The following is a 26,896-nucleotide window of genomic DNA, read 5'->3' as shown; positions in this document are numbered from 1 at the left end:
GAAAGCCTTGTTCGGCAAGCCAGAAGTCCGCTACGCAGCCGGCTAACCACGGCACCTTTGGGTTACTGGTCAATAACACCACGATGACCGCGCCGGTGGCCGCGACCGGCCGCAACCCCGCAAGCAGGTTCCGCATGAGCGCCTTGGTAGCCGTGGGCAGTCCCCAGCAGAGAATCGGTGCGAGGATTGACGGCACTGCGAACGCGACGACACCGGCCGCCAACGGCGCGAGCGCGGCCACGCGAGCTCCGTGCGGCCCCAGCGACACCCGCGCCAAGACCATGATTGCGGCTAGGCCAAGACCCACGGCCAGCGCTCCCGCCAGGGTTGCACGGCGACCTTGCGGGGACCTCGCAGGGCGGCGTTCCGCCCATCGCGCGCTCAGGCGCGTCATCGGCACGACCGACAGCGCCAGAAGGATCGTCAGACCCAACAGAGCCATCGGCTCCTGCCATGGGATCGCGATCCCCACCCATTCCTGGCCTACCCACGCGGACACCGGGTCGCGCGAAAGGAACAAGGCCGCGGACGCGGCGCAGCCGCCGAGAACCTCGCCTGCCAGCACAGTCCCGCCGACGACCGACAGCATCCTGCGCCAAGCCAGCGCAGGCGGCATCCCCACTGCGGTCAGCGCGTCGGCGTCGAGCCGCCACCGACGGGACAGCACCACACCCACCGCGACGAGCAGGACGCCCATCAGCAGGCCACAGCCGGCCGGGACGAACCGCATGGCACTGAGGAACTGGGGTCGGTTCTGCACGGATGCCTCGAGAACGGTGTCCACCGATTGGTAAATCGCCGTGCGCTGATCGAGGCCCGGCCGCAGCGCCAGGGCTTGATCAAGTTCCGTGAGTGTCCGGATTGTTGGTGATGCCCAGGATGGGAAGCGCTCGTCGGGGTTCGTCACGGATGGCGCGGGTGGTCTTGGCGATGTTGTGGGCTCCGAGGGTTTTCAGTACGCCGATGGCGAGGTTGCGCAGGGTCGCCATGGCTCGGGGGGCGGTTCCGGCGTGGACGGTGGAGGCGTCCTCGGCGAAGGTGACGTCTCTGATGTGGTGTGAGGAGTTCTCTACTGCCCAGTGCCCGCGGGTCGCGGCGGCCAGGTCGGCCGGGCTGGCTTGGTGGACGTCGAGGCTGGTGACGGCGTAGACGCTTTCGCGGGTCTCGCGTTTGCCGGACTGTTTGCGTCGGCGGTGCACGCGGATGGCCAGACGGGCGTGGGGGAAGGCGATCCCGCCGAGGTTGTCGGCGATGGCGCAGGTCTTGATCGAGCGGGACTCGCGGCGTCCGTGTCCGGTCTCGGAGGTGGTGTGTTGGACGGCGATGTCGCGCCAGGGCAGGGCCGCGAGTTGGGCGTGGGCGGTGGGCTGGTTGGTTTTGATCACGGCGATGTAGTGGGCCTTCTTGGTCTCGACCAGCCAGGCAACGTTCGCTTTGACCGAGTGTAGGGCGTCGAAGGTGATCACGGTGCCGGTCAGGTCCAGTGGTGCCAGCAGGGGTTGGAAGTGCGTGGTCTCGTTCGTTTTCGCGCCGACCTCCACTTGTGCGAGGGTCACGACGGTGCCGTGCGTGACCGCGGAGAGCAGATGCCGGCGGGCCGTGGTGAGACGGGCTGATCCCTTGAGTGCTTTGCCATCGACAGCGATCGCCCGCCGTCGCCGGGGCGTGGACAACGACGGGTCCTGGACGGGTTCGGTGGCGACGCGGTGCCGCTCTGCCAGGTAAGCGCCGACTGCCCGGTCAAGGGCGTCACCGTCAACAGCCCCCAACACACGGCCGATCGTGGCCGACGACGGAGCACGCCGCCACCTGAGCAGATGCACGCGGATCCCGATCACGCTCAGCAGCGCGTTCGAGGCCCGCTGACCCCACTCGGCGAGCTCGTCGATGCTCCTGGCACCCGAGACAGCCGCGCAGGCACACACCAAAAGGAGCGCGGTCAGCGAGTACCACCGGCCCCGCCGCGAACGCGGGTCCGGCACCACATCGAAGTAGGGACGCAGGTCAGCGATCCGGCCAGCGTCCAGCGGACCCAGTTTCACCAACACGGCAGGGACAGGAAAAGATGCAACGGCAGGCACGAGCCACCTCATGATCAGCGGGCTTAGACACCACAATGATCACGAAGCTCGTGCCTGCCCTGCTATACGCCCCAACCGGTCACTACCCGACCAGCCGCACGACCCCGGAACTTGCAACCGCCCTGTCGGCGCGCAACTGGCCCGCATGGAGTTGCAGGTCACCGTCGCCACCCTCGTCACCCGCTTGCCAGGACTGCGGCTCGCCGTACCGGAAGCAGAGCTGAAGTGGAAGCGCGGCATGTTGGTGCGGGGCCTGCTCAGCATGCCGGTGGCCTGGTGAGCACCGCCTGGCGGATCGGGGTGGACGCGGATCGTTGCATCGGCACGAGCATCTGCGCCGGCACCGCGCCCGAACACTTTCGCCTGGTCGACGGCCTGTCCGCGCCGCTGGCCGATGTCGTGTCCCCGGCCGAGGTCGTCCTGGACGCCGCCGACTCGTGCCCGGTGGAGGCGATCATCGTCCGCGACGCCGCCGACGACCGGCTGATCGCCCCGCAGGAGTGACCCGTTCCACGCCGCGCGTGCGTTCGATCGTTGTCCGGCGTCGGCGTCACCGTCGGCGCAGTTCTGCGTGGCCGGTCAGGCGAAGCAGGACGGCTACTGGCTCGGCGGCTGCCGTGCCGCGGCGGGCAGGGCAGCCACCAACCGTCACGCGGAAGTGGCTCCGTCACGGTGACGATGTCCAGGACGTCCAGGATTCCCTGCTCAGCACCCACAGCCCTTCAGCATTCCAGAACAGCCTGTTCCAGGAGTTGCAACTGCGGGGTGTGGTCAGGCATGACGCTCTGCAGGCTCCTGATCGCGTCGACCCACGTCTGCTTACGTCCGACCTCGAGCGTGTGACGGTTTTTTTCGATGAAGTCCGTGGCGCTGGTGAACTCCCTCTTCTTGATCAAGCCGAGTGTCTCGACGATCGACGTGGTGAAGCGGGCGTCCTCCTCGACGCCCGCCATGTCGACCATCTTGACCAGGTCGTCGGGGGTGATGCCGCCCTCGACCGGTGTGTTGCTGAACTGTCTGGCGGATTCCAGTCGGCCGATCGATGCGACAAGTGCCGTAGGTCGGTGTTCCGGCTGGGCAAGTGTGTAGTCGAAGACGAGATCGGGATGGCCGGCGGCGGCGAACCGCAGAACGGGCGAGTAGACGCTGAGCGCGCTCTGGCCGGGTACCCGTTTGATCATCTGTTCGACCTGGGCCAGGTTCGCCGTCGTCTGCTTGGGAGTCCAGTGGTGCGCACGCAAGACCTCGTGGGCTGTCGTGAGGTCGGTCGCCCAGACCAGTTCGCCGAGTGCGTTGTCGACTCGGGAGATCGCCTCGGTTGGCCGGGCCATTTTGCCCGACGCGTCGAGGACGCCGGCGGTGATCCGATCCCAGATATCGTCGGAGGTGGTCCAGGAGGTTTCGCCCGAGGCGCCGGTCAGGCGGGAATCGCCAGGGGTGTTCGCGGTGCCCTCGCGACCCGGTGGCAACGGCATGCTGGCTGCCCAACGGTGACCGGTCTGAAGGCCACGCAGTCCGGTCTCCTCCGGGGCCTTCGACAGAGTGGGGTGCAGCACCGTGGCGCCGTACCTGCTCGTCACCTCGCTCAGCTCCCTGGTGAGCCTGCCACGGGTGACCACGGTGGGCAGTGTGTCCCGTTGGGCGAACTGTTCGAGCAGGTAGTTCAGGGTGGCGACGTCGGCAGGATGCGGGGCGTGGTTGATGGTCGGGACACCCAGCAGGATGACCGGGTGCTCAGCGTCGGCCGCCTCGATCAGCTGATCCACGAGATCTTGAGGTTCACCCCGCGCGTTCGAGGAGACGACGTGCATGTGGGAGTGCGTGCTGACGGTGCTGGGCAGCCGCAGTGACCAGGTCGGCACGTCGAGCGTCTCGGCCTTGGGCGCGTCGATGTTCTCGACGCGCGAACGCGGCGGCGGGCCGGTGCGTTCGGCTGCGGGAGTGCGATACCAGGTGGTCATGGCCGTCGCCGACGCGCGCAACTCGGCGTAACGCCGGGCTTGCCGTTCGGCTGTCACTCGGGCCGCCGTCGTCTCCTGCTCAGCGGCGGCAGCCACCTGGTTCGCGCGCCTGAGTCCTTCCTGAGCATTGGCGAGCGCTGGGGCGTCCGGGACGCCGTCCGGGTGCTGCGCGGCATCCTTCTCGGCCTGACCGACGCCCTCCCTGGCGTGATCCAGAGCCGCGTTGGCGGTGCCCAGTGCATCGCGCAGGTCCCGGAAGGTCTGATCGGCGCGCAACCAGTCCTTGCGGGCGTTCGCGACGGCGTCCCACTCCTTGGCCACCTCGGGCGGGCAGAGTTCGTCGGTGATCAGGCCGAGGGTGCGTGCCTCGGCTTCCATGAGCCGGATCCAGACCCCACGCTCGACGAGATGGTCGCCCAGACCCTGCGGCGCTGCGTCGTTCCCACTGCGAGAACGATGGGCATCGCGCCAGGCAGGGCGGGTGCCCGTCGTCGTGAAGTGCCACGTCACGGGAAACCGGAAGACGAACGAGCGCCGGTACAACGGCTTGACCAGGGTGCGCTGCGAGGTGTCGAGCACGGTGTTCATTCCGTCGGCCTGAGTTTCTCCCCAGACGCGCTCGCTGGGATTCGCCCCCGAGGTGAAGGCGGGCGACTGCGGGTCCCCGGCGTTCAACGCGGGTCCGGCGTTGAGGGCGGTGCCATGGGCGTCGGTGAGGCTGCCGCCGATCACGACGTTGCGCCCGACACGTTGGGCGAGGTCGTAGCGATGGTCGTCGCTGACGGAGACGAGCACGGCGCCACCGAGGTCCACCTGTGCCCGCACGGTGGCGTCAGCGGTCGCTCCACCGAACATGTGGTTCTCGGAGAGTTGCGGGAGCTGCTGTCCCTCGGGTCGGGCGAGCTGGGGGAAGAACGCGCGAAGCATGCCGCCACTCAGGGAGTTCACCAACACCTCGGCCGCGGCGTTGCCGCCCTGGGTCAGCGGCGTCCGCCCAGTGTGCTCGCTCGGCGCGCCCTCCTGTGCGGCGATCGACGCCGCGCCGGCCCGGCGGATCCCCGGTATGTCGCCGATTTCCAGGATCAGGGCGTGTCGCGGCACGTCGAGCGGCTTGCCCAGCTCCGGTGCGTCCGGCCGCAGGGCGCGCAGGGGGGCTCCCATCGCCCCGTCCGGCTGCGCTGCCGGCACCGTGAGACTCCACGGCACGCCGGCCACCAGGACGCCGCCGTTCTCCGCCACCGTGTGCGTGATCGTGCCGCGCTCCTCCAGAGAGAGGATGACCTTGGTAGGGAAGGCCAGCTTCGCGGTCGGTCGGTTCACGTTGGTCGCGGTGTTGCGGAAGTACACCGACCGCTTCGCCTCGGCATGCGTGTCGGTTCTGGTGCGGTAACCCGTGTCCGAGAAACCCGCCGAGGCGTCCGCGTGTGAATCCCCGAGGGAGGTGCCCTCTCCGACCGACACCCCACCGCCCCGGGTACGGCTGACCGACTGGACGTTCTGCGAGCCGACCTGGCTGTTGGGATACTCGTCGATCTCGTGGCTGAAGCGGGCCTCGAGGAACGTCGGCCTGCCCAGCTCCACCCCGATCCACAGCCGGGCCCTGTTGGTCCAGGGCAGGTACGAGGTTCCGCCCAGCAGGCGTACCGGCAGTCCGCCGGAGACCATCTGACCGAGCAGAGCGGACATGCCCAGCGTCGAGGTCGCCGACTGCAGGTGCCGCAGGTTGCTGTTGAGGTCCTCCAACTCCTCGATCGGGAGCAGGTTCTTGTACCGGCCCTCCGGCTGCGCGGCGAACCACCGGCGCATCTCGGCCACCGCTCTTCTCGCGTCGGGCACGTTCTCGGGTGACCAGCCGAGCGGGTTGGTCCGGAACTCCCGCGGAACGGTGACGCTGCCGTAGTCCGGTTTACCTCCGGGCGCGGCGGGAATGAGGCCCAACTCCTCGGCGTCGTCCTCGCGCATCACCATCCAGACGCCCTCGGGAGCCTTCAGCCTGCCGGGTCTCGTCCGTCGTACGGTGACCCACCTCTTCCACGCCAGCCTTCCGGTGCGCCGCCCCTGTGCCTGAACGTTGTAGGTGACGTCGCCGGTCACCAGCACAAACCGCCCGTTGTAGACCGGGTCGATCTCGTGGACGCCGGTCATCCACGTCGCCATGTCCCTGCCGTGCAGACGCTCGTACACCGCCCAGTTGGGTCCGTAGCCACCTGGTACGACGGTGTGGTCGACCTTCGGCGTCGTGACCACCTGGGCCGAGAGGTTGAGCCCGTGCCCCGTCGACCTGCCAATAACCTGGCTGACCCGTGCCTCCCCCTGGCGGTCGATGTCCAGCTCCATCTCGTCGCTGAACAGGCCACTGGCCGCTCGTAGGTTGCTGACATGGGCGTGGATCGACAGAGCGCCGACGCGGTCCTGCACCGGCCGCTTCGCCACCAACGGTGCGAGCCGCCACCCGGTGGTCGCCATCCGCAGGAAGTTGGCGTTGATTGCGTCCGGGGTCAGGCCGTCCTGCACGATCTCGTGAACCGCTGTACCGGGCTGGGTGTACAGCCACGATTGCTGCTGTGCCCGGGCCATCTGGCCGGTCACCTTGTCGTGCAGATCCTGCGCGCCCGTCACGCCGACCACGACGTGCACCCTTTCCCGCCAGTCACGACTGTCCTTGGCCGTCCCCCGCTGGCCGGCGTCCGGCCGCGTCGGTGCGGGCACCGGCCCCTGCACAGCCGAGGTCAGCGCGTCCGGTACGCGAATAGTGAGCGTCCCGGTCGCGGGACGGTCGGAATCGGTGAGCACCGGCAGCCAGTCCGACTTCTCGACGAAGGGTTCCGCCGCCAGCACGCCGAGCGTCAGGACTCGCCATGCGTTGCGCGGTCGGGTGAAGCTGACCTCGGACAGGTTGTACTCGACGTCGTACCTGAAGGAGTCCGAACCTTCTGGTGCGATCACCTGGTCCTCACCGAAAACGGCTTGACCGAACCCGGTCGTCCTCGTCCGCTGCCAGAGTCTGCGCCACGTCGCGCTGATGGCGGCGCCGAGCCCCGTCTTGGCCTGCACCCGCCCGTTCGCGGTCCCACCCACCGAGACCCCACGCACCACGCGCCGGACGGAGTCGATGCGGTCGCTCAGGCTGCTGAAGACGCGCATACCGACACCCTCTTCGGATCCGACGTACCGGCGTCCGGTCAGTTTCGCGCTGAGCTTGAGCGTCACGTACCTCTTGCGGAACGTGTGGTACTCGGCCAGCCGGAGCCGCTGCCCGGTGCTGATCAACGTGTCCGTGGCGCCGGTCATCGCGCCTACCGACAGGAATCGGCTGAGTTGGATGGTGTTGCGCAGCACGACGGTGTACGCGTCTCGCCGACCCACCCAGCGAGAGTTCTTGGGGTCGAGCTCCCGCCAGGGGGCGACGAGATCCGGATACCGCTTGCTCAACGACTCGATGGCGCGATCCCGAAGGTCCGTGACCCCGGTCAGGGACCTGACGTTGTGCAGACCGAGTGTTCCTGGCCGATCCGCCGCCAGGTACGGCGGCGGCGCCGGCTCAACTCCTACTGTGGCCGTATCCACTCCGGGAGGATCACCGAGCCGCTTCGCCTCCTGCTCGGGCAATCGGAGCACGATGCGGCTCTGCACCGTCGTCGACTGGCCACCCGTACGCTCGAGCGTGACGTCGACGGCGAGTTCGTACGTGGCGTTGCGGCCCCACGACACGGCCAGCCGCTTGCGGCTCGCAGGCCCGCCCGACAGGGCCGTCTCCCGCCAACTCCACGCGGCCGATCCGGTAAGGCCCGCCTGGATACGGGCCTTCACCACCCGTGCGGCGACGCTGCTCGACGCGCCGCCGACGCCCGACACTTGCACACCGCTCGTCGCTGACATGCCCATCTCGGCACGTACGCCGGCCGCTCGGCCCGCTCGGATCTCCTGCCCGTCCGTGGTGACCAGCAACCTCGCCCGACCCAGCCTGGCGCTGACCCGAATGGCGCCCAGCGGTCCCGCGTTTCCGCCGCTCGGGATCTCCTGCAGCACGCCGACGCCGTCCAGGGCATCGCTGAGGCTCCCGGTGAGCCCACGTGTGCTGAACGTCTGCCGCAACACGCCGTAGGCCGGCGAGGCGATCGTCACCTCCGGGAAGAGGCGCAACGCGGCCTCGAACACGGCGCTGGCCGAGCTGCCCTGCTCGACCGTGTAGGCATCCGGTACGCGACCGTCGATCTCGATGTGCTGCGGCACCGCCATTTCGGTCGGCTTGGTGATCAGATCGGGCACCCGAGCCTGCAGGCCGCCTTCCACCGAGAAGTGCGTCTCGCGTACCCGGGTCCGCTGCTGGTAGGCGCTGACCGTGAAGTCCACGCCATCGACGTGTACGTGCGAGACGCCACGTCCCGCGACGGAGGCCAGAAACGAGATCCGTGTCTCCCGCTGATCGACGCTGGACGAGCCGAATCCGTAGGCATACGTTCGCTCGTTCCCGATGACATCGAGACCCACCTGCCCGAAGCCGGTACCGGGGATCGGCCCGGAGCCGAGCGGAACCGAGACCGCGACGCGGCGCGTGTCGCCGGTCGACCTGTCCACCCTGATGTCGGCCGTCCGCAGGGTCTGGTTCTCCACCCGGTACGCCGCGCCGTCCGCGTCCCGGAACCGGTCCCAGTTGCCCCGGGGACGCGCCCGAATGACGATCTCGATGGGCGTCCCGCTCGACGGGTGGATGACGAACGGCCTGCCGTCGCCGAGGAACGACGCCGGATCCTCAGCGAGCGCGGTCGCGATCTCATCCCACGTGGTCTGCGGTACCTCGAACGCTGGTGCGGACTGCCAGGAACGCCGTGCACCGGGCAGGGCCGCGTCGCGCTGCTCGTCGCGCACCGCCGACAGGGAACGCCGCACCCCTCGCAGCACCTCGGCATGCCCTCGCAACACGATGTCGCTGTGCCCCAGGCCGAGCTGCGGGTCGAAGAAGTAGGACGGTAGCCGTGCGCCGTCCGCCCAGAGCACATCCGGTTCCGGCGTGGACGGCGTGGTCCGGACGAGCCTGACCGGGCGACGTTGCTCGAGTTCCTCTAGCGAGTACACCGGCCGCCGCATCTCGACAGGTGCGGGAGTGACGCCTTTCGGGCTGGGCGGAACGACGGCGATCGGCCGCACCTCAAGGTCTGCCGTGTCGTCGAGCTCAGCCAGTCCGACTCCGTGCCCGATACCCCATCCCAGCACCTCCCGAGTAGTTTGCGCGGCGGGCGTCAGCCGCACGCCGATCTCTTCGAGGGCCGTCTCGAGATCACGACCGAGCGCGGTGACCGCACCGCTGGGCGTGTAGCTGTTCCAGGTATCCGAGGGCGTATGCACCAGGACCGGACCCGCGGGCGTGCTCATGACCAGGCCCGTCGTCAGACTTCCCGACGGGTGCTGTGCGAAGGTGCCCCACGCGCCGATCACCGTCCGGTTCAAACGCTCCGCCACCACGCTGGCGTACCGCCCCGCCTCGGCGAACAGCAACAGCACCGGGGCGTCCAGCGCCAGCATGCCGAAGTCCGGTTGGCTGGCGACCCAGCCGGCCAGCCCTTCCGCCGTCAGGTCATGCCCGGCAACCTCCACCACGTCCTCGAGCCGTCTCCGGCCCACCACGACGAACGCGTCGCGACTCGTGCTTGGCAGGTACGGTGCCGTCGCCGTCACCGGCAGATCATCGGCCTGGACGACCGGCAGCGCCCCGCCGTGGACATCGTCGCTCGCGGCCTCGTCGTCGCGGCGCCCCGCCAGCCATACCCGCGCCCGGTGCGCCCTGTCCCTGGCGGCCGGATCGGCGCCATGTTCGGCCGACGTCACCGCCACGGTCACCGCGGTCAGGCTGACTGTGGTGGGGACGCGGGGGAGGGTCGCGGCCAGGGCGCCGGTCGGTGTGTCACGCAGCAGTGCGATGCCGTCGGGTGTCTGGGCGGCCAGGACATCCTCGGCCGCATCGCTTCCGGCCGTGGTCGTGCGCACGCGCAGGGCCTGTCCGGTCTCCAGGTCGGCCAGCTCACGCCAGAGGCTGAAAATCCCGCCCTGTACGTCGCGCTCGTCGCCGAGCGCGGTGGTGGTGAGCGTGAGGCCGGTGAAGCGGGCCTCGACGATGGGCCGGGGTAGGCCCAGCTCGGCCCGCTCGTTGACCCACCGTAGTTGGACGGGCATCGAGTCGCCCATGATCCGGGCTGGGTCGGGGTCGCGTCTCTCGGCCGTGTGCTCGGCGACCAGATGGTCCTCGGGCAGTACGAGAAGGTGGGCCGCCGCCGCCCGGTGTGCCGGTCGCCCCTGGTGGTCGATCGGTAGGACCGGCTCGTCGTCCCAGTTGGCGAAGGTGTTGCCGGGCACACAGACCGGCAGACGCAGCGCGTTGGCGCGGGCGATCGCTCCCGGTAGGTCGAGCTGGGCGGTGACCGGCGCCGGTGGGCGGTCCACCATCCGTGCGATGACACCGAGTGGCTGGGCCAGTAGGGCCTTGGTGGCCAGCGTGGCCTCGGCTGTCGCCGTGGCCGAATGGACCAGAAGCAGGCCGGGTACCGGCTCGGCTAGGTGCACCTCCGGCGGCACCGAGGTCCGCTCCAGGTTCAGGTACATCCCGGAGCGCACCCAGGTGGTGAGGAACTCGGGACAGTCCGGGGTCGGGAGGTCCTTCACCTACCGCTCCCGTTCGGGAGCCGTCGCGCCCCAACGCCCGGTGCGGCACGCCTGCTTCCCGCGGAGCCTGCCGGCAAGGGCGAGAGGACCGAGCCGATGAAGGCTGGTGCGGGTTGACGTGAACCAACATTCGACACCGTTTCACGATCTGACCCACCCATGGGCGTGTCAGTGGTTTTGACGGCTCTCTCACGCGAAGCCCGGTGATCTGCACGCGGTTTTGACGCCCGGTTGGCCGGCTGCGGCGGGTCGACCGGCTGCGCCGGTGGGGGCCGGAGCTGCCGTGGACGGCCGCGGTGTGCGGCCGTCCACGGTAATGCCCTTCGATGCCACCGAGGCTCAGCGGCGCGTCAGCCCGGTGTCAGCGGTCGGCTGGACCTGCTCGAACCGCACCTTGCTCAGCCATCCGGGGAGGTCGCTGAGCACGTACAGCTCGCCGTTCACATCGGCGCCGAACGCCGTCGGCTGGGTGGGGAAGGTGCCGATCTCGGCGGATTCGTAGCCACCCGTGGACGTGGGGCGCACGGCGAACGCGCGGGTCGAGCAGTAGTCGCTCGCGATGTAGGTGCCCCGCGCCTCCGGGGTGACGGACCCCCGGTACACCAGGCCGCCGATGATGGAGCAGTTCTCGGTCAGGTAGTGCTCGTACTCGGCGACCGGGTCGGTGAGCCGCACGCCCGGCCGGCACTGTGTCTGGTCGAAGACCGGCGTGCCCTCCTTGCAGGACCAGCCCAGGTTCGCGCCACGCTGCGAGGGGCGGATGTGGTTGATCTCCTCGATCAGGCCCTGGCCGACGTCGCCGATCCACAGGGAGTTGTCGACCGGGTCGATGGAGAACTTCCACGGGTTGCGCAGCCCGTAGACCCAGATCTCCGGCCGTGCGCCCGCCGTGCGGACGAACGGGTTGTCGAAGGGTACGCAGTAGGGCTTGCCCCCGCAGCTGCGGTTGACGTCGATCCGCACGATCTTGCCGAGCAGCGTGCCGAGGTTCTGGCCGCTCTTGAACGGGTCGTTCGCGTTGCCGCCGTCGCCGGTGGACCAGTAGAGGTAGCCGTCGCGGCCGAAGGCTACCTGGCCGCCGTTGTGGTTGCCGAACTCGGCGTGCTCCTGGGTGAGCAGCACCTGCAGTCGGTCCGGTGCGCCAAGGGGCACCCGTGCCAGGGTCAGCGTGCCGGCCGGCAGGCTCGTGTAGGCCACGTAGAGGATCCCGGTGCGGGTGAAGTTCGGCGCGGGCGTGATGCCGAGAAGGCCACGCTCGTTGTCGGACGTGTCGATCCGGGCGGTCAGGTCGAGCGCCGGCTCTGCCGCCAGGCCGGTGTCGGGGTGGTATGAGCGGACGGTGCCGTTCTTCTCCGCGATCAGCATCCGACCGTCCGGCAGTCCGGTGATCGCGATCGGACGCTGCAGACCGAACGCCACCCGTTCGGATACCACGGTCAGCTCGGCGAGTGGTGCCGCACGGGTGTGGGATGTGCCGGCTGCCGCGGTGCCGGCCACCGATGCCGGTGGCAACAGTAGTGCGGACAGGGCCAGGATGAGCAGACCGGCCAGCGTGGTGGCCAGGCGATAACGCCGTCGCTGCATGTTCAGCTCCTCGCGCAGGTGGGTGGAGGTGGGGTGTGGGAGCGTTTCCACACTACATCGAGCCAAGTCGATGCAAAACTGGTCGGACGTCCGTCGTGCCGCATCAACGCCATCGGCCACCGGACGCTCAGATCGAACCAATTCGATATAGCATCGCGGCAGGGCAGTGTCACTCCGCAGGGGCGTACGGCGCGGAGTGCTCGCCATCCATCGGGCGGACCGGGCAGCCCGCGGTGGACACCGATTCGGGCGCGGCTGGGTTGATGCTCTTGGAGCGTGACCTCACCGCGTGACCCTTCTCGGCCATGCGCCGACTGATCACACGACGGATGGCGATGCGGTCGGCGCGCTCCGAGCGCGTCGCGGCGGAGTTGTCATTCGGGCCGGTGGGGGCAGTCGCTCCGCCCGCCCCCACCGGCCGTGCCGTCACACCAGTCGGAGGCGTACCCACCAGAGCGACAGCAGGGACAGCACGACGGTCAACGCGATCAGGACGCCGAACTCCCGCCATTGCAGGTTCCAGAACTTCGATCCTGGCACGTGGCTCACCTTCAGGCTGAGGTTCTGCTCCTCCAGCCACCTCGGGCACGTCTCGCGGTCGCGGGGTGCCTTCGGACCGCACTGGGTCATGTCGGCCGGACCGCTGAACTCCGCTCCGGTCGAGGTCATCGTGGTGCTCGACACGATCCAGTCTCCCCTGCGGTCGGGCTCGACGTGGAGCGTCATCCGTCCGGTGTCGAGGCTCATCGAGATGCCGTACTCACCGTCCACCTCCAGGGGAGTGACCGTGGTGATCGACTGAGCCAGCCAGGGGCGCACCACGAACGGCGCGGCGATCTGGAGGCCGACCACCACCAACAGGGTCACCGCCATCGCGCCGAGGGTTCGTTGTAGCAGCAGCCCGCTGGCGACACCGACCACGAAGGCCAGCGTCGCGTAGCCGATCGGCACGATCCCCCGGGCCGCGAACACCAGCGGGTTCATCCGGTCCGCCGAGGCCCCGTCGATCGGCTGCGCCCACTCGGTCAGCATCAGGCTGAGCAGGCCGGCACCGAGAGCGCCGCACCGCCGCCTACCGCGAGCTTGACCAGCAACCAGCGACCAGCAACCAGCGACCCCGGCTGACGGACTGGCTGAAAACCATGCGGTACGTGCCGGACTCCAGCTCCCGGGCCACCAGCGGCGCGCCCCAGAAGATGCCCACCAGAGCCGGTAGCAGGTACAACGCTCCGATTGCGGCGATGTGGAACTCGCTCGCCCATACCGGTTGTAGCGCCCGGAGGAAGGCCTCGCCGGCGGCCAGGCAGGCGTCGCCGCCAGACTGCCCATGAGCACCAGCAACAGGGCACCGGTGGCCAGGGCCGGTGTCCGGAACTGCCGCCAGGCCATCCAGACGGAGCGCGTGCTCCACTGCTGGTTCGCACCGCCGTGGCAGGCCCAGAGGTGCAGCTGGGTCCCGTTGGCCGTGCCGGAACTGGCGGCGTCCAGGCAGAGCCCCGACTGCGCGGAGGCGATGGTGCCGCCTCCGCTGGCGTCCAGGCACTTGTTGCCGTAGACGGTCAGGGTGCCGCCGGCGGTACGGGTCCACCGCTGGTTGGTGCCGCCGTGGCAGTCCCACAACTGCGGACGGGCACCGTTGGTCGTGCTGGAGTTGGGGACGTCGACGCACCGGCCGGACTGGCTGCCCACGATCAGCATGCTCTGCTGGCTGGGCGGCGGGGTCGTCGGCGGGGGAGCGGTGGGAGGGGGAGTGGTGGGCGGCGCGCCGCCCCCGAACTGGGCGAAGAAGTTCCACACCTCCTGCTTGACCCAGCTCCGCGCTCCGCTCTCACAGCCGGCGCACCCGTCCACCGGGCCCTGCTGGTGGCCGCCGTCGAACGCGGCCCAGACCACCGGTATCCGGGCTGGCAGGAGTTGGCGGTGGTGATGTGGGTCCGGCTGCCCGACGCGGGCTCGGGTGGGTTCTGCGCGGCGCACCCGTTGTTGCGGACGAGCCTCCCCGGCAACGTCGCCGGGGAGGCTCTGACCAGTGCGCGGCTATCTCAGTGGCGCGGGTCCTCCTGCACCTTCAGGGCGTTGAGGATCGGGTCGCCCTCGCCCTTCTCGCGCGTGAACTGGATCGTCAGATCGCCACCGGTGTGCTCGACCGTGACCGTGTTCGTGTCCGCGGTCGACCCGCCCACCTTCGCCTGCACGTCGTGGTCGTAGAGCACGACCTTGCCGTCTGCCAGGACATCGAAGGCGCGCTTGCCGACCTTGACCTTCTCGATCTCCGCGAAGTCGAGGCCGATCCGGTACGTCCCCGCGGGAGCGTTCTTGAACACGTAGCTGAACGTCTCGCCGGTCCGCTGGCTGCGGAACAGCGCGTCGTCACTCGTACCCGCGATGTCGGCCTTGGTGGTGTGCGCCTTGCCGCCGACGTAGCCCCAGGGCCGTGAGCCGAGCGCCTGGTCGGGCGCCCAGAAGAAGCCCGAGGCGTCGACGTACCCCGACCCGCCCGCGTCGACGCCCTGCCAGTACGCCGACGTCGCCAGGCGGACCGGCCTGAGCTGCATCTCGCCCTTGCCGGCGTTCGACGACACGAGAACGTCGCCGACGAGCACGCCGGGCTTGATGCCGGCGTTGTCGGCCGTCACCGTGACCGTGGTGGACGTGCCCGCCGCGAGCGTGACCGTGCCGGTTGCGGCCGCGCCCGTGAGGGTCAGCCAGGGAAGGTCGGCGGCCTCGTGTCCGCCGTCGCTGGTGCGCTCCTGCTCGCTGACCCGCACCTCCAGCGGGGCGGAGCCGGTGTTGGCGACTGTCACGTCGGCCGTCGCCTTCTGGCCCTTGTCGAGGAGCCAGTCGAGGTCGGCGCCGGTGACGGTGGCGATGCCCGTGGTCAACGCCGTGTCGACCACCTCGGCCTGGTCCTTCTTGGCGATCGTCACGGGGTGGCTGGCGGTGACGTAGTTCGGCGCGTCGACCTGCACCGTGTTCGCACCGAACAGCGCCTGGGCCTTCCACCGTCCCTTCGCGTCGGTGGTGATGACCCGCTCCCCGTTCGGTCCCTTGAGCGTGACGGTCGCGCCCTCGATCGGCTTGCCGTCGTTCTTGTCGGTGACCGTGCCCTCGATCGTGCCTGCGGGCGGGAGGGTGTACTCGAGGCCCAGGCCGGCCTTCAGGACGGGTTGGTTGAAGGAGTACTGGCTCGCGGGGTTGCGCGTCAGGCTCTCCACGCCGACCGTCGCCGACGAGCCCTTGGTGAGGGGATTGTCGCCGCCGACGCCGTCGCCGTAGCCGATCTGGATCCGTCCGTCGGCGATCAGAGTGACCGAGAAGCTCACGCGAGCGGTCTGGTCATTGAAGAAGGTGACGTTGCGCCACTCGATGACCTGCGCCGCCAGCCCGTCCACCTCGGTCGTGCCGAAGTAGATCCCCGCCTCGTCGTCGACGACGAGGTCGTCCCAGAAGGGATAGATCGCGTCGATCGGGGTGTCCGCCGACGGCAGCGCCCTGTTGTTCGACCACACGGCGGCGCGGTCGAAGGACAGCGTGCCGTTCGTCGTGACGCACACGCCGTCCCAGGCCGTGTCGTAGAACGGCTGGAGGTAGTTGGCGTCGAAGTACAGCGGCCCGCACGCCTCGTCGCCCAGCCACCCGGACTCCTGGGTGCCCTGACGGTAGAGCCCCTCGGTCACCTTCATCGTGTACGAGCGACCGGCGGGCGCCACCGGCACCGGGCCCGGGTCCGGCTGTTCGGGCTGGAGCTCCGGCTCCGCCGCGTCCGCCCGTGGGTCGAGCGTTACCCGCAGCGCGGCGATGCTTGGGGCCTTCAGACCCTTCGAGCCCCGCAGCTCCACGGTGAGCGGACCACCCTCGTGCTGCACGACGGCCTTACGCCAGTCGGCGGCGTTCGGCCCCACGGCCGCGGCCGTGTCGTACGCATAGTCCGTCAGGGCTCCGTCGACGAGGACGTCGAACACCCGCTTCCCCCTGGCCACCTTGTCGATCTCGGCGAACCCGAGGTCGATCGCGTAGGTACCCTTCGGCGCGTCCGGGAAGCGGTAGAACAGCTGCTTGTCCGCCGAGGTGCGTTGCGACTGGAACAGCAGATCGTCCGTTGTGCCGCCGATCGCGGCCTTGGTGGAGGTGACCTTCGTCTTGCCCTCGTACCCCCACGCCTTCTTGCTGGCCGGCTGGTCGGCGGACCAGGTGTAGCCGGTGCCCTCGGTGAGCTTCGCGCCGCCGGCGTTGACGCCGACCTGGTACTTCGTGGTCGTGAGCGTCACCGGCACGTAGCTCTTGGACTGGCGTCCGGAGTCGGACCGGACCACGATGTTCGCGCCCTGGACTCCGGGCTTCGCGCCCGCCGAGGAGATCGACACCTTGACGGTCGTCGACTGACCGGGGGCGAGGGTGCCGCCGTTCGAGGAGAGCGACAGCCACGGCAGGTCGGTGAGCAGATCGTCCTCGACGTCGACGAGGACGACGTCGTCGGCGACCTGATCGACCGCCCACAGCGCGCCGGACGAGTCGGTCTCGAGACCGCCGCCCTGGTTCGCCTTCTTGCCCGGGAACCACCACGCGTTCACCAGCGAGCAGTCGTCGGGGTCGACCTGCAGCAGGCGGGTGGGCCGGTCCGTGGTGAGATCGGTGTACCAGATGGTGTCGGACGCCTGGTTGTAGGCCAGACCCATCACCTCGCGCAGCGGCGGCGTGCAGAAGGACAGTAGCGCGCCCGGGTTGTCGTGCGAGGTGCCGGCGACGGTCCCGATCATGCCGTTCGCCCGGCCACCGACGTAGAAGACGTCGTCCGTCGGGTTGTAGGCGAGACCGGTCAACTGCAACGTGGACCAGTCACCCTTGATCTGCCTCGTCTCCTTGCCGGTGTCCCGGTTGAAGCAGTGGATGAAGCTGGCCGGGCTGTCCTCCATCTGGCACATGTCACCGGTCTTGGTGTCCAGCGCCATGTCGAACGCCCGGTACTCGGGGTTCCACGTCGCGTCGAAGACCTTTCCGGTCTTCTTGCCGGTCACCGTGTAGGCCGTGTTGGTACGTGCCCAGTAGTCGTGGACCCAGACGTCGCCGTCGTACCCGACGCCGGAGGGCTCCTTCTCCTCGATCGTGCCGGGGATGGGGATCCGGGTGATGACGTCGCCGCCGGAGGTCGCGCCGACCTTGGCTGCCGCCTGGGCCTCCGCGGTGCTCGACGTGGCGGCCTTGCTGTCGGTGCTGGACGGCTTCATGCCGCGCGCACCGGCCTTCCACGCGGCGAGGTCGATCGTGCTGGCCGCGCCCGTGCCGGTGCGCCCGGTGGCGCCGGCGGCGTCGAGTTCGGGGTGCCGCGCTGCCTCGCCCAGGTTGTACGTGAGGGGGGCGGAGCCGTTGTTGGTGAGCGTCAGCGAACCCACGCCGTTCTGGTCGGTACCCAGCAGCGTCTCGAGGCCGTCAACCTTCAGGCCGGCGACACCCGTGGTCAGGCGGGCATCGACCTTCGCCTGCGCGTAGAGCTTGTCCAGCGAGAAGGGGTACGCCTCGGTCGGGTAATTCGGCGCCTCGACGGTCATGGTGTAGTCACCGACCGGGAGCTGGCGGTGCACGATGTCCGTCCCGTTGGTCGTGACCGTCTCGACGAGCCCGTTCTTGGTGCTGAAGGAGACCTTGGCGCCGGCCACCGGTAGCCCGTCGTTCTTGTCCACGACGGTCGCGTCGAGGTACCCGAAGTCTGGCAGGTCGTAGGTGACGATCATGCCGTCGCGCAGCATCGGGGCGTGGTCGGAGAATCGGATGCCGTCGACGCCGGCCCAGCCCTGGATGCCGGTGACGCCGTTCGCGCCGGCGGTCACCGGGTCGTCGGTTCCGACGCCGTCACCGTACCCGAAGATCATCGTGCCCGAGCGGGTGAACGTGGCCGAGAAGTTGACCGGTTCCGTGTTCTCCGACCGGATCGGATAGGCCCAGAGCTTGGCGTTGCGGTACTCGACGACGAACGCGTCCTCACCGTTGACCTTGGTGGCGGCCGTGAAGACACCGCCGCCGGGGGCGAACTCGACGGGGCTCTCCATGTAGAACGGGAAGGCGCCCGCACCGCCGTAGCCGGGGCTGGTGCTGCCGTCCGGAGCGATGGTGCCGCGCAGGCCGATGCCGAGGGTGTCGTGGCTGCCGTTGTACAGCGCGATCGGGAACGGCAGCTTCACCGTCGCCCACACAGCACTGCCGAACGTGACCGGGTCGGTGCCGCGCAGGTACTCGCCCTCGGTGACGGCGCAGCTGTAGCCGCCCTTGTCGACGACGAGTCCGACCGGGATCTCGGGCGACTCGTTCTGCGCTCCGACGGTCAGCGGGACCGCCGCGGGCGAGAAGCAGGCGTTGGGCTTGACGGCCAGCTTGTACGCGCCCTCGGGGACACCGGTGATCGTGAACGCGCCGTTGGCATCCGTGCGTACCGGCTTCAGCGGCGTGTCCGTGACGGAGACGTCGGCGTTCGGGACGGGCCGCTTCTTGTCGTCGACGACCCTGCCGCCGATGTCGTGCTTCGCGGCGGCCGCGAGTGGCAGTGTGACCGAGGTGTCCTGGCCGAGGGCGACCGTGACGGTCGCGGTCGCGGTCAGGTAGCCGAAGACCTTGGTGCTGAGCTGGTAGTCGCCGACCGGGAGGTTCGTCGTGAACCGGCCGCCCTTGTCGGTTCCGATCGACCGGCTGAACGGCCCGCTGATCGTTACGTCGGCAGCGGGGACCGGGGCACCGTTGGCGGTGACGACACCGGTGAGGGTGCCGCCCTTGCGGGGTGCCAGTTCGAGCAGGCGGACGAGGTCGAGCCGACCCTCGCCGTACTTGTTGTTGACTTCGGCGGTACCGCCGCACTCGGTGTCGTCGACGTCGGTGGCCGACTCGGCGAGCAGCCGACGGGTCTCGTCGACCTGCCCGATCAGAGTCGGGTCGTAGCTCCAGAGCGCCGCGACCGCGCCGGCGACGTGCGGTGACGCCATCGACGTACCGGCCATGTCGACGTAGCTGTTGTTCGGAAAGGACGAGCGAACGTTGACACCCGGCGCGGAGATCTCGGGCTTGATCCGACCGCCCTCACCCTCGCCCTTGCGGGAGAACGACGCGAGCGTGCCGTCCTCCGAGTAGGCGCCGACGGAGTAGGCGCTCGCCGCGGAACCCGGCGAGGAGACCGTGTCACAGGCCGCGTACGGCGAGGTGTTTCCCGACGACCAGGTGCTGAAGATGCCCGCTGCGGTCCAGGCCTCGTCGACGGCCTGGAAGAAGTCGTCGAAGTCGTGCTCGACGGTCTGGCCCCACGAGTTGTTGACGACGTGGGGGCGCTTGGACGGGTCGGGGTTGTTTCCCTGGAGGTCGGTCGGGGCGAGTAGCCACCAGCCGGAGCGCAGCAGCGACTCGGCGCCGGTGCTGTCGCAGCAGCCGTTCGTCGCGATCCACTGCGCGTCGGGGGCGACGCCGACGTGGTCGGTGCCGTCGACGCCGACCATGGTGCCCATGGTGTGCGTGCCGTGTCCGTTGTCGTCGCACGGCGCGCCCGTGCACGAGCCCCGGCTGGCCATCCAGTTGTAGTTGTGGTCGACGGTGCCGTCGGGCTTCGTGCCTCGGTACTGGTGTATCAGTGCGGGGTGGTCGAACTGGACGCCCGAGTCGAGGTTGGACACCGTGATGCCGGCACCGGTGGCGCCCATGGCCCACGCCTGCGGGGCGTGGATGGCGTCCAGACCCCACGTGACGGAGTCGTCCGCACCGGCGGCCTTCGGGGCGGCGGGGCGGGCAGCCTGGTCAGTGGGGATCTTCTCGTCCACGGGGTCGACCAGCGCGACCTGCGGCGTCGCGTGGATCGCGGCGACCTGCACCCGCGACGCCACGTCGAGGGCGAGCTTTTCACTGCCACCCTTGACGAGCACGGCGTTGGCGATCGGGTACGAGGTGTACTTCACCCCGGCCCGGTCGAGCTCCGACGAGACGGATGCCAGGGAGTCCTTCGACGCCGCGGCCAGCGCGTCGTAGACGAAGCGACCACGGGCGGTCCAGTCGGCGATCTTCTTCGCCGGTCCGAGGTCGGCCCTGGTCTCGAACGTGATCCAGAAGTCGGAGGCCGGCTGCGTGCGGAAGCGGTCCTTCAGGGTCGGCGCGATCTTGGCGGCCGGACCGGGATCGGGCTCGGCTGCGGAGGCCGGTAGTGGTTGGAGGATGCTCAAACTGACCGCTGCGGCAAGCGTTGCCGCGAGGGCTCTGAGTCTCATGGGGGTCCTTCCGCCTACAGGGGTTGGTAGGGGTCGTGGCTCTCGTGGTCGTCGGCGTCGTGCGCGTCGGCGGCGTCGCGGGCGCTGTCGTGCGGCTCCCGCGACAGCTCGAGAGGTGGCGGATGGTCGATGGCGGAGTCGTCACGCACGACGGATCGCTCAGGCATGCATGGTCCGTGGGATATGGATCATGGAGTCATGCTCGGCCGAGACGCGTGACCTTAGCTATCCAGCGGATACGTCAATCTTCACGACGCGTCGTCGAGGGAGTCCTCTTCGGCGAACACTCCGGCCTCCACCGCCTTGACCGCGAGCGCGGTCCGGGAGCTCACCTTCAACTTGCGCATCGCCGCGCGGAGCTGCTGGTCCACCGTGGCCGGAGACTTGGCCAGGATCCGGCTAATCTCCCGGTTCGTCTTGCCGGCGACGACCAGTTGGACGACGTCGAGCTCGCGAGGTGAGAGCTGGTCGCCGTACCCGCGCCGGCCGCCGCGCCACAGTCGCGGGACCTCGGCGCCGTGTTCGCGAAGCCGCTGTGCGACCCGGTCCGCGTCGCCACGGGCGCCAAGCCTGAAGAGCTGCTCGTACTGCGCCGCCAGCAGCTCGCGTCCCTGGTCGACCCGGCCCTGCGCCATGAGCGCCTCGGCCTGGCGCTCGCGGGCGCGCAAGGCGTCGTAGGGGCGCGGCAAGGCGCTCCAGGCGCGCGCCGCCCGGTCGTACGACGTCGCCGCGCGCGCGTGGTCTCCGGAGGCGGCGAGCAGCAGGGCCCGGCACACGGTGAGCGCGGCGCGCGGCGCGGGCGCCGTACGGCCACGCAGTCCTCGGGCGAACTGGTCAGCCAGGCGCGTCGCGGCCGACAGGTCGCCGGCGGCGAGGTGGGCCTCGATCCGGGCGGGAACGAGGTCCGTCGCCCAGACCCAGATGCCCTTTCGCCGGACGGCGTCCATCGGCTCGTTCGTGATCCGCAGCGCCCGGGCGCTGTTCCCGTCCGCCAGCCACAGCCGGGCCAGCGCGGCAGCGGCCTCCATCGTGTCGTCGGCCGCGCCGAGACGGGCGGATTCCTCGAGGACCAGCCGGAACTGCTCCTCCGCGGCGCGCCGCCGTCCGGCTGCGGCGGACAGTCGGGCCGCGAGGCGAATGCTACCGAGGTAGTGTGCCGGCCGGTCCCGGTCGGCGTCGGCGAGCGCCGCGCTTCTCTCCGCGAGACCGTCCCACCGGCCGGTCAGCCACGCCAGGTTGGCCTGTTCGAGTCGGACGTTGTGCTGTAGCCGGAACGCCTGCTCGGCCGCGGCGAGGCGCATGGCCACGGCGAGGTGTTCCTCGGCGTCGGCGTACCGGCCCCAGAGCAGCGCGCCGGTACCGACATTCGTGTGGATGCGGGCCACGTCGAGACGTTCCGCCGAGGTCGCGCCGTCGATGGGCAGGTCGGCGACGACGTCCCAGGCCTCCTCCTCGCCGAGCATGAGCAGCGCAGCGGCCCGGTTCCCGGCCAGGTTCAGCCGCTCCGCGGGCGAATCGAATCCCGCGGTGATTTCGGCGGCGCGATCCAGCCACCGCCGGTGGGTCGACGCCGGCCACGGTCCCGCGTAGGCCCACCCGAGGTAGGTCATCGCCCGAGCCGCCTCGACGGGGTCATGGTCGAGGTTGGCCACCGCCTGCTCCAGCTCGCTGAGCGCGGCCTGCGCCTCACCCCCGGTGATCAGGAGCCGACCCAGGGGGTTGCGGATCTCGGCCTGCTGCCGGGCGGAGAGGCCTGGCGTCTCCAGCACCGAGCGCAGGGTACGGATCACGCGGTGGTAGACCTCGTCGAGGGGTTCTCGGCGGCCCAGTGCGGCCACGCCGGCGATGCGCGCGACCCGCGCCCGGTCTACCGGCGGCAGTACGGCCCACGACAGCAGGTCGACCAGCAGGTCGACCGCCTTGGTGTGGTCGCCCGAGGCCATGGCCAACTCGGCGCTCTGCTCGGCGTACCGCGCCCAGGACCGCGTCTCGCCGGCCTCGCGGAAATGGTGGGCGAGGCGCGCCACGGGCGGCGGATGGATGTGCTCCAGGGCCCGGCCCGCCAGCAGGTGGAACTGCCTGCGGTCGGTCAGCGGGACCGACTCGTAGACAGCCGTGGCGGCCAGCACGTGCCGGAACCGCCACCGGCCGCGGTCGTCCCCGTCCAGGACGCCTGCGCCGGCCGCTTCCGCGATGGCGCCCCGGCACGCGTCCGGTGACAGGTCGGCGGTCATCGCGATCGTCGCCACCGAGGACCGCACCGCCAACGTGGCCGCGGCGCGCAACACCTGCTGCGCCGTCGGCGACAGACGGCTCACCCGTTCCCGGGTGGAGTCGCGCACCGTTGGCGGCACCTGTAGCTCGCGTAGCTTCAGCCGGACCCACTGCCCGTCGCGGAAGACGAGGTCGGCACGATCGCACATGAGGCGAACCGACTCCTCCAGGGCCAGCGGAACGCCTCCGGTCCGTTCGTGCATGAACGTCGTGAACTCCGCAGAGATCGGGTTGCCGTCCAGCATCGAGGACACCAGCGCTGCCGTGTCGACGGGTCGCATGGGCGCCAGGGCGATCCTCAGCTGGGTGACGCCCGCGGGCAAACGGGACGTCAGCCGCAGCAGGAGCGATCCGTCGTCCACCTCCTCGGGGCGATAGGAGACCACGAGGCTCGGCCCGTCCGACTGCTGCCGGGAGATGACGAACAGCAGGAACTCGAGGGTCACCTCGTCGGCCCAGTGCGCGTCCTCCAGGACGAGGACGTCGACACGCAGAGCCCGCAGCAGCTCGTCCAGGGCGCGGAACAGGCGATGCCGGGCCGCCTTCGCGTCGCCCAGGGGCGGCAGCGCGGGGGGTAGGTCCGAGGACCACTCCGGGAAGAGGGGTCGTAGGGCGCCCGCCAGCTCGGTGAGCCGCGAGCGCGACACCGGGCGGTCGATCCCACGGAACGCGTCGACGATCGGCCCCAACGTCAGTGACTCGCGAAGGGGTGGGCACACCGACACCAGGGCTGTGCGCTGGTCCGGCGCGACCAGCCACTCGCGCAGCAGCCGGCTCTTGCCGATGCCCGCCTCGCCCTCCACCAGCACGATCGCCGGTGGCCGGGTCAGGGCGTCGCGCAGCGCCGCCAGCTCCCGGTCACGGCCCACGAAGCGCGGCGTGGAGACGGTCGGTGAGGTCCCGTCGTCCTCGGGTGGGGGGTCGAGCATGCGTGATGATCTCGCTTTTTGCTGCTCGGACACAAGAGCATCGCGACGCCTCGCCTCGGGCCGGCTTGCGGAAATCATCTTAATCATTAAGATAAATCCCATGGGTATATCGACGGACTTCTCGGTGGCGATCGCCGGCGGCGGCCTCTCCGGTCTCTGCCTCGCCCAGTACCTGATGCGCGCCGGCATCGACGTGCATGTCTACGAACGGGACCCGGGCCCCTTCGTCCGGCGACAGGGCTACCGGATCATCCTCGACCGGTACGGGCTGGAGGCGCGTCTGCGGGGACCTGTTGGCGCTGTGGAGACTGGCCGCCGGGATGACCACGGACTTCCACCCGCTCATCCGGCGGCTGGTCGCCACAGCCGAGCTGGACGCCACGGTGCTCAACCTCTTCGCCGCGGGCCGACGCCCGCGCCGATGGGCGGTGCCCCGGGTGACGCCCTGCACGTCATGCCGCCGTTCGGCGCGCACGGCGGCAACACCGCGCTGCGCGACGCCGCCCTGCTCGGCCGCAAGCTGGTCGAGGCCCGCGCGAGCGGCAGGGGAGTGGAGGAGGCGATCGCCGCCTACCAGGAGGAGATGGTTCCGTACGCCTTCCGCGCCGTCGACACCGCCGGTCGGCTGATGCGCCGCCTCACCGGGGGCGCGGCCGCACCCCACTGGGTGCTGACGCGCGTGTTACCTCGGCTGCACCGGGTCACCGTACCGGAGGCATGATTGCCGGCATGTCCCACGTGCCGGCCCGGGCGTCCGCGATCGCCGACCTCATGCGCGCCGGGCGGGAGATGTCTCGGCTGTCCATGGTGTTTCGGCACGCCATCGCGGAGCAGTTGGGCCTCACCGTGAGCGACCTGGAGTGCCTGGACTACCTGGCGGACGTCGGGTCCGCCACCGCGGGGCAGGTCGCCGAGCGGACCAACCTCACCACCGGGGCGGTGACCAGCATGCTGCGCCGGCTCCAGCAGGCGGGCTACGTGACGGCCGAGCGCGATCCGGCGGACCGGCGGCGGGTGATCGTCGCCCTGCGGCCGGAGCGGATGGCCGAGCTGACGCGGCCGTACGAGCGGTTCGCCGGGCGGGTCGAGCGGCTCGTCGAGGGCTACCGCGTCGAGGAGGTCCTGCTCCTGGTCCGGCACTACGACCGCATGCATGCGCTGTACCTCGCCGAGTTGGACCGCCTCCGCGACGGCGACACCGCGCAGGGAACACGCGGTCAGGTCGCGGAGGGCTGCGGGTAGCCGACTTCGTACGAGATCTGGCGGGCGGTCTCCAGGAGGAGTGGCAGGTTGCTCTTCAACTCGTCGAGGCTTGCGATGACCTCGATCGCCGTGATCGAGACGGCGGCGATGACCTGCCCTCGTGAGTCTCTGATCGGTGCGGCCACGCACATCACGTAGGCGTCGTGCTCGCCGTTGTCCACGGCCCAACCGCGATCGTGGATGCGGGCGAGTTCGGCGTCGAGCGCGGCACGGTCGGCGAAGGTGGTGTCGGTGAACCTCTCGAAGACGACGGGGGAGAGTAGCCGCTCACGATCCTCCCGGGGCAGGTACGCCAGGATGGTCTTCCCGACGGCGCTCGCGTAGATCGACACCGCGCGCCCGACCCGCGAGGGCAGCTTGACGGCGTCGAATGCCGGGCTGTCCACCTTGTCGATGTAGATGATCTCGTCGCCGGTCAGCTGTGCCAGGTGCACGGTGTGGCCGGTCTCGCGTTGTAACGCCCGGAGGTGCGCGGCGGCGGGCTGGCGCAGGTCCATCGAGCCGAGCGCGAGCTCGGACAGCTCGATCAGTCCGCTGCCGAGCACGTAGGTGCCCGCGCGGGTACGGCGGACGAAGCGCGCGGACTCCAGTGTGTGCAGAATCCGCAGGGCCGTTGACTTGTGGACGCCGAGCACGTCCGCGGCCTCCGTCAGGGACAGCGGATGCTCGGCCGATCGACGGATGAGGTCGATCGCGCGGCGAATCGATTGCGCCAAGGCTCTGTCTCCCCTCGCGCGACGCGCGGTGACGCCGCTGTCGTTGCATTATGTGCAATGTAGTTGACGCGGTGTGCAATAGCTACTTGACAACGTTGCACATGTCGCTACGATCGTTGCAATTTATGAACGTGACTCCAACTCGTGATGGTGGAGCGACGATGGGTAAGCAGCGCGCTCGTATCGGCTTCGCCAGGGCGACGAATGGTGGCGACCACCATGCCCTCGCGTCCTGACATCACCCGCGACCGGCTGATGCTGACCACCGACGGCGGACCCCCGCGCGGCGACTGGGTCGGTACCGCCGCCGAGGCTTTACCGGACGACGTGGACAGTGTCCTGATCGGCCGGATCTGGGACCCGTCCGTCGACGGCCCTACGCCCGTGGCCGTCCGCGACGGTGCCGTCATCGACCTGAGCCACCGGTTTCCGACCGTCCGGGACATCTGCGAGCTGCCCGACCCCGCCGCGACCGTGGCCGGGCTCGACGGGGCGCGGGTGGGCGACTTCGGGGAGATCCTGGCCAACACGGCGGCCGCGACCCGCGACGGCGGCAAACCCTGGCTGCTGGCCCCGGTCGACCTCCAGGCGCTCAAGGCCGCCGGCGTGACCTTCCCGATCTCGATGATCGAACGGGTCATCGAGGAGCGGGCGCGGGGAGACCTGGCGCTCGCGGCGGACATCCGGCAACGGCTGTTCGCCGACATCGGTGTCGACCTGCACAACCTGGAGGCGGGTTCGGCTGAGGCGGATCGGCTCAAGAGCCTGCTGGTCGCCGAGGGCATGTGGAGCCAGTACCTGGAGGTGGGAATCGGGCCGGACGCCGAGATCTTCACGAAGGGGCAGATCCTCTCCGCCGTCGGCACCGCCGTCGACGTCGGCGTGCTCGCCGCGTCGACCTGGAACAACCCGGAACCCGAGATCACGCTCATCGTCCAGTCCAGCGGCCGGATCGTCGGCGCCACCCTCGGCAACGACGTGAACCTGCGCGACATCGAGGGCCGCTCCGCGCTCCTGCTTCCGCTGGCGAAGGACAACAACGCCTCCTGCGCCCTCGGCCCCCTGATCCGGCTCTTCGACGAACGGTTCGGCATGGAGCGGGTCCGCGAACTCGAGGTGCGCCTAAGAGACTGTCGGGTAACTGGACGGCTACGCAGTGAGAAGTCGTTCGGCGTTGATGCGTCGGGCGGCTTCGCGCTC

At 69.7% G+C, this 26,896-nt stretch carries 14 protein-coding genes; 5 read left to right on the top strand and 9 right to left on the bottom strand.

Features of this window, described 5'->3' with window-relative positions:
* The coding region (locus ACLQ24_RS20815) for a hypothetical protein (RefSeq protein WP_425893386.1) at positions 1–907 on the bottom strand (907 nt) is incomplete at its 3' end.
* Positions 840–2,048, bottom strand: a complete 1,209-nt coding sequence (locus ACLQ24_RS20810) for an ISAs1 family transposase (RefSeq protein WP_425893385.1) — start codon at positions 2,046–2,048, stop codon at positions 840–842. The genes ACLQ24_RS20815 and ACLQ24_RS20810, both read right to left, overlap by 68 nt.
* Positions 2,049–2,226: 178 nt before the next feature.
* On the opposite strand from ACLQ24_RS20810, the gene ACLQ24_RS20805 reads away from it, so the two are divergent.
* Together ACLQ24_RS20805 and ACLQ24_RS20800 are read left to right on the top strand one after the other, a co-directional pair.
* Entirely contained in the window at positions 2,227–2,361 is a 135-nt protein-coding gene (locus ACLQ24_RS20805; protein ID WP_425893384.1) for a hypothetical protein, read from the top strand.
* On the top strand, positions 2,358–2,585 hold the full coding sequence (locus ACLQ24_RS20800; protein ID WP_425893383.1) for a ferredoxin: 228 nt from the start codon (positions 2,358–2,360) through the stop codon (positions 2,583–2,585). The genes ACLQ24_RS20805 and ACLQ24_RS20800 overlap by 4 nt, the downstream gene beginning before the upstream one ends.
* A 218-nt stretch (positions 2,586–2,803) precedes the next feature.
* On the opposite strand, the gene ACLQ24_RS20795 is transcribed toward ACLQ24_RS20800, so the two are convergent.
* The 6 genes from ACLQ24_RS20795 to ACLQ24_RS20770 form a co-directional block, all read right to left on the bottom strand.
* Entirely contained in the window at positions 2,804–10,699 is a 7,896-nt protein-coding gene (locus ACLQ24_RS20795; protein ID WP_425893382.1) for a hypothetical protein, read from the bottom strand.
* A 339-nt stretch (positions 10,700–11,038) separates the two neighbouring features.
* Positions 11,039–12,334: a PQQ-dependent sugar dehydrogenase gene (locus ACLQ24_RS20790; protein WP_425893381.1), complete on the bottom strand. Its 1,296-nt coding sequence runs from the start codon at positions 12,332–12,334 to the stop codon at positions 11,039–11,041.
* Between the two features lie 375 nt (positions 12,335–12,709).
* A complete protein-coding gene (locus tag ACLQ24_RS20785; RefSeq protein WP_425893380.1) occupies positions 12,710–14,176 on the bottom strand; it encodes a ricin-type beta-trefoil lectin domain protein in 1,467 nt (488 codons plus the stop codon).
* Between the two features lie 149 nt (positions 14,177–14,325).
* Positions 14,326–20,514, bottom strand: coding sequence for a S8 family serine peptidase (locus ACLQ24_RS20780; protein ID WP_425893379.1), 6,189 nt, complete (start codon positions 20,512–20,514; stop codon positions 14,326–14,328).
* Positions 20,515–20,528: 14 nt separating this feature from the next.
* A complete protein-coding gene (locus ACLQ24_RS20775; protein ID WP_425893378.1) occupies positions 20,529–20,681 on the bottom strand; it encodes a hypothetical protein in 153 nt (50 codons plus the stop codon).
* An 81-nt stretch (positions 20,682–20,762) separates the two neighbouring features.
* The gene (locus ACLQ24_RS20770; protein ID WP_425893377.1) at positions 20,763–23,717 is read right to left on the bottom strand and encodes an ATP-binding protein; all 2,955 of its coding nucleotides are present in this window, start codon (positions 23,715–23,717) and stop codon (positions 20,763–20,765) included.
* A gap of 100 nt (positions 23,718–23,817) precedes the next feature.
* Here ACLQ24_RS20770 and ACLQ24_RS20765 point away from each other — a divergent pair, with 100 nt between their 5' ends.
* Both ACLQ24_RS20765 and ACLQ24_RS20760 read left to right on the top strand, forming a co-directional pair.
* Entirely contained in the window at positions 23,818–24,438 is a 621-nt protein-coding gene (locus ACLQ24_RS20765) for an FAD-dependent monooxygenase (protein ID WP_425893376.1), read from the top strand.
* 8 nt (positions 24,439–24,446) lie between these two features.
* Entirely contained in the window at positions 24,447–24,959 is a 513-nt protein-coding gene (locus ACLQ24_RS20760; RefSeq protein ID WP_425893375.1) for a MarR family winged helix-turn-helix transcriptional regulator, read from the top strand.
* On the opposite strand, the gene ACLQ24_RS20755 is transcribed toward ACLQ24_RS20760, so the two are convergent.
* Positions 24,935–25,696: an IclR family transcriptional regulator gene (locus tag ACLQ24_RS20755; RefSeq protein ID WP_425893374.1), complete on the bottom strand. Its 762-nt coding sequence runs from the start codon at positions 25,694–25,696 to the stop codon at positions 24,935–24,937. The two genes, ACLQ24_RS20760 and ACLQ24_RS20755, sit on opposite strands and share 25 nt — an antisense overlap.
* Before the next feature lie 219 nt (positions 25,697–25,915).
* Between ACLQ24_RS20755 and ACLQ24_RS20750 the strand changes: the two genes are divergently transcribed.
* A partial coding sequence (locus tag ACLQ24_RS20750; protein WP_425893373.1) for a fumarylacetoacetate hydrolase family protein occupies positions 25,916–26,896 on the top strand: 981 nt, incomplete at its 3' end.

It is taken from the genome of Micromonospora sp. DT4 (assembly GCF_049841675.1).
In the GTDB taxonomy this organism is placed as follows: Bacteria; Actinomycetota; Actinomycetes; order Mycobacteriales; family Micromonosporaceae; genus Micromonospora.
This window is presented reverse-complemented; position numbering and strand designations above follow the sequence as displayed.

Bases quoted from the DNA above. Each gene is read 5' to 3' on its own strand.
- ACLQ24_RS20805 (WP_425893384.1), top strand. From the start codon at position 2,227: ATGGAGTTGCAGGTCACCGTCGCCACCCTCGTCACCCGCTTGCCAGGA.
- ACLQ24_RS20780 (WP_425893379.1), bottom strand. From the start codon at position 20,514: ATGAGACTCAGAGCCCTCGCGGCAACGCTTGCCGCAGCGGTCAGTTTG.
- ACLQ24_RS20775 (WP_425893378.1), bottom strand. From the start codon at position 20,681: ATGCCTGAGCGATCCGTCGTGCGTGACGACTCCGCCATCGACCATCCG.
- ACLQ24_RS20770 (WP_425893377.1), bottom strand. From the start codon at position 23,717: ATGCTCGACCCCCCACCCGAGGACGACGGGACCTCACCGACCGTCTCC.
- ACLQ24_RS20765 (WP_425893376.1), top strand. From the start codon at position 23,818: ATGGGTATATCGACGGACTTCTCGGTGGCGATCGCCGGCGGCGGCCTC.
- ACLQ24_RS20760 (WP_425893375.1), top strand. From the start codon at position 24,447: ATGTCCCACGTGCCGGCCCGGGCGTCCGCGATCGCCGACCTCATGCGC.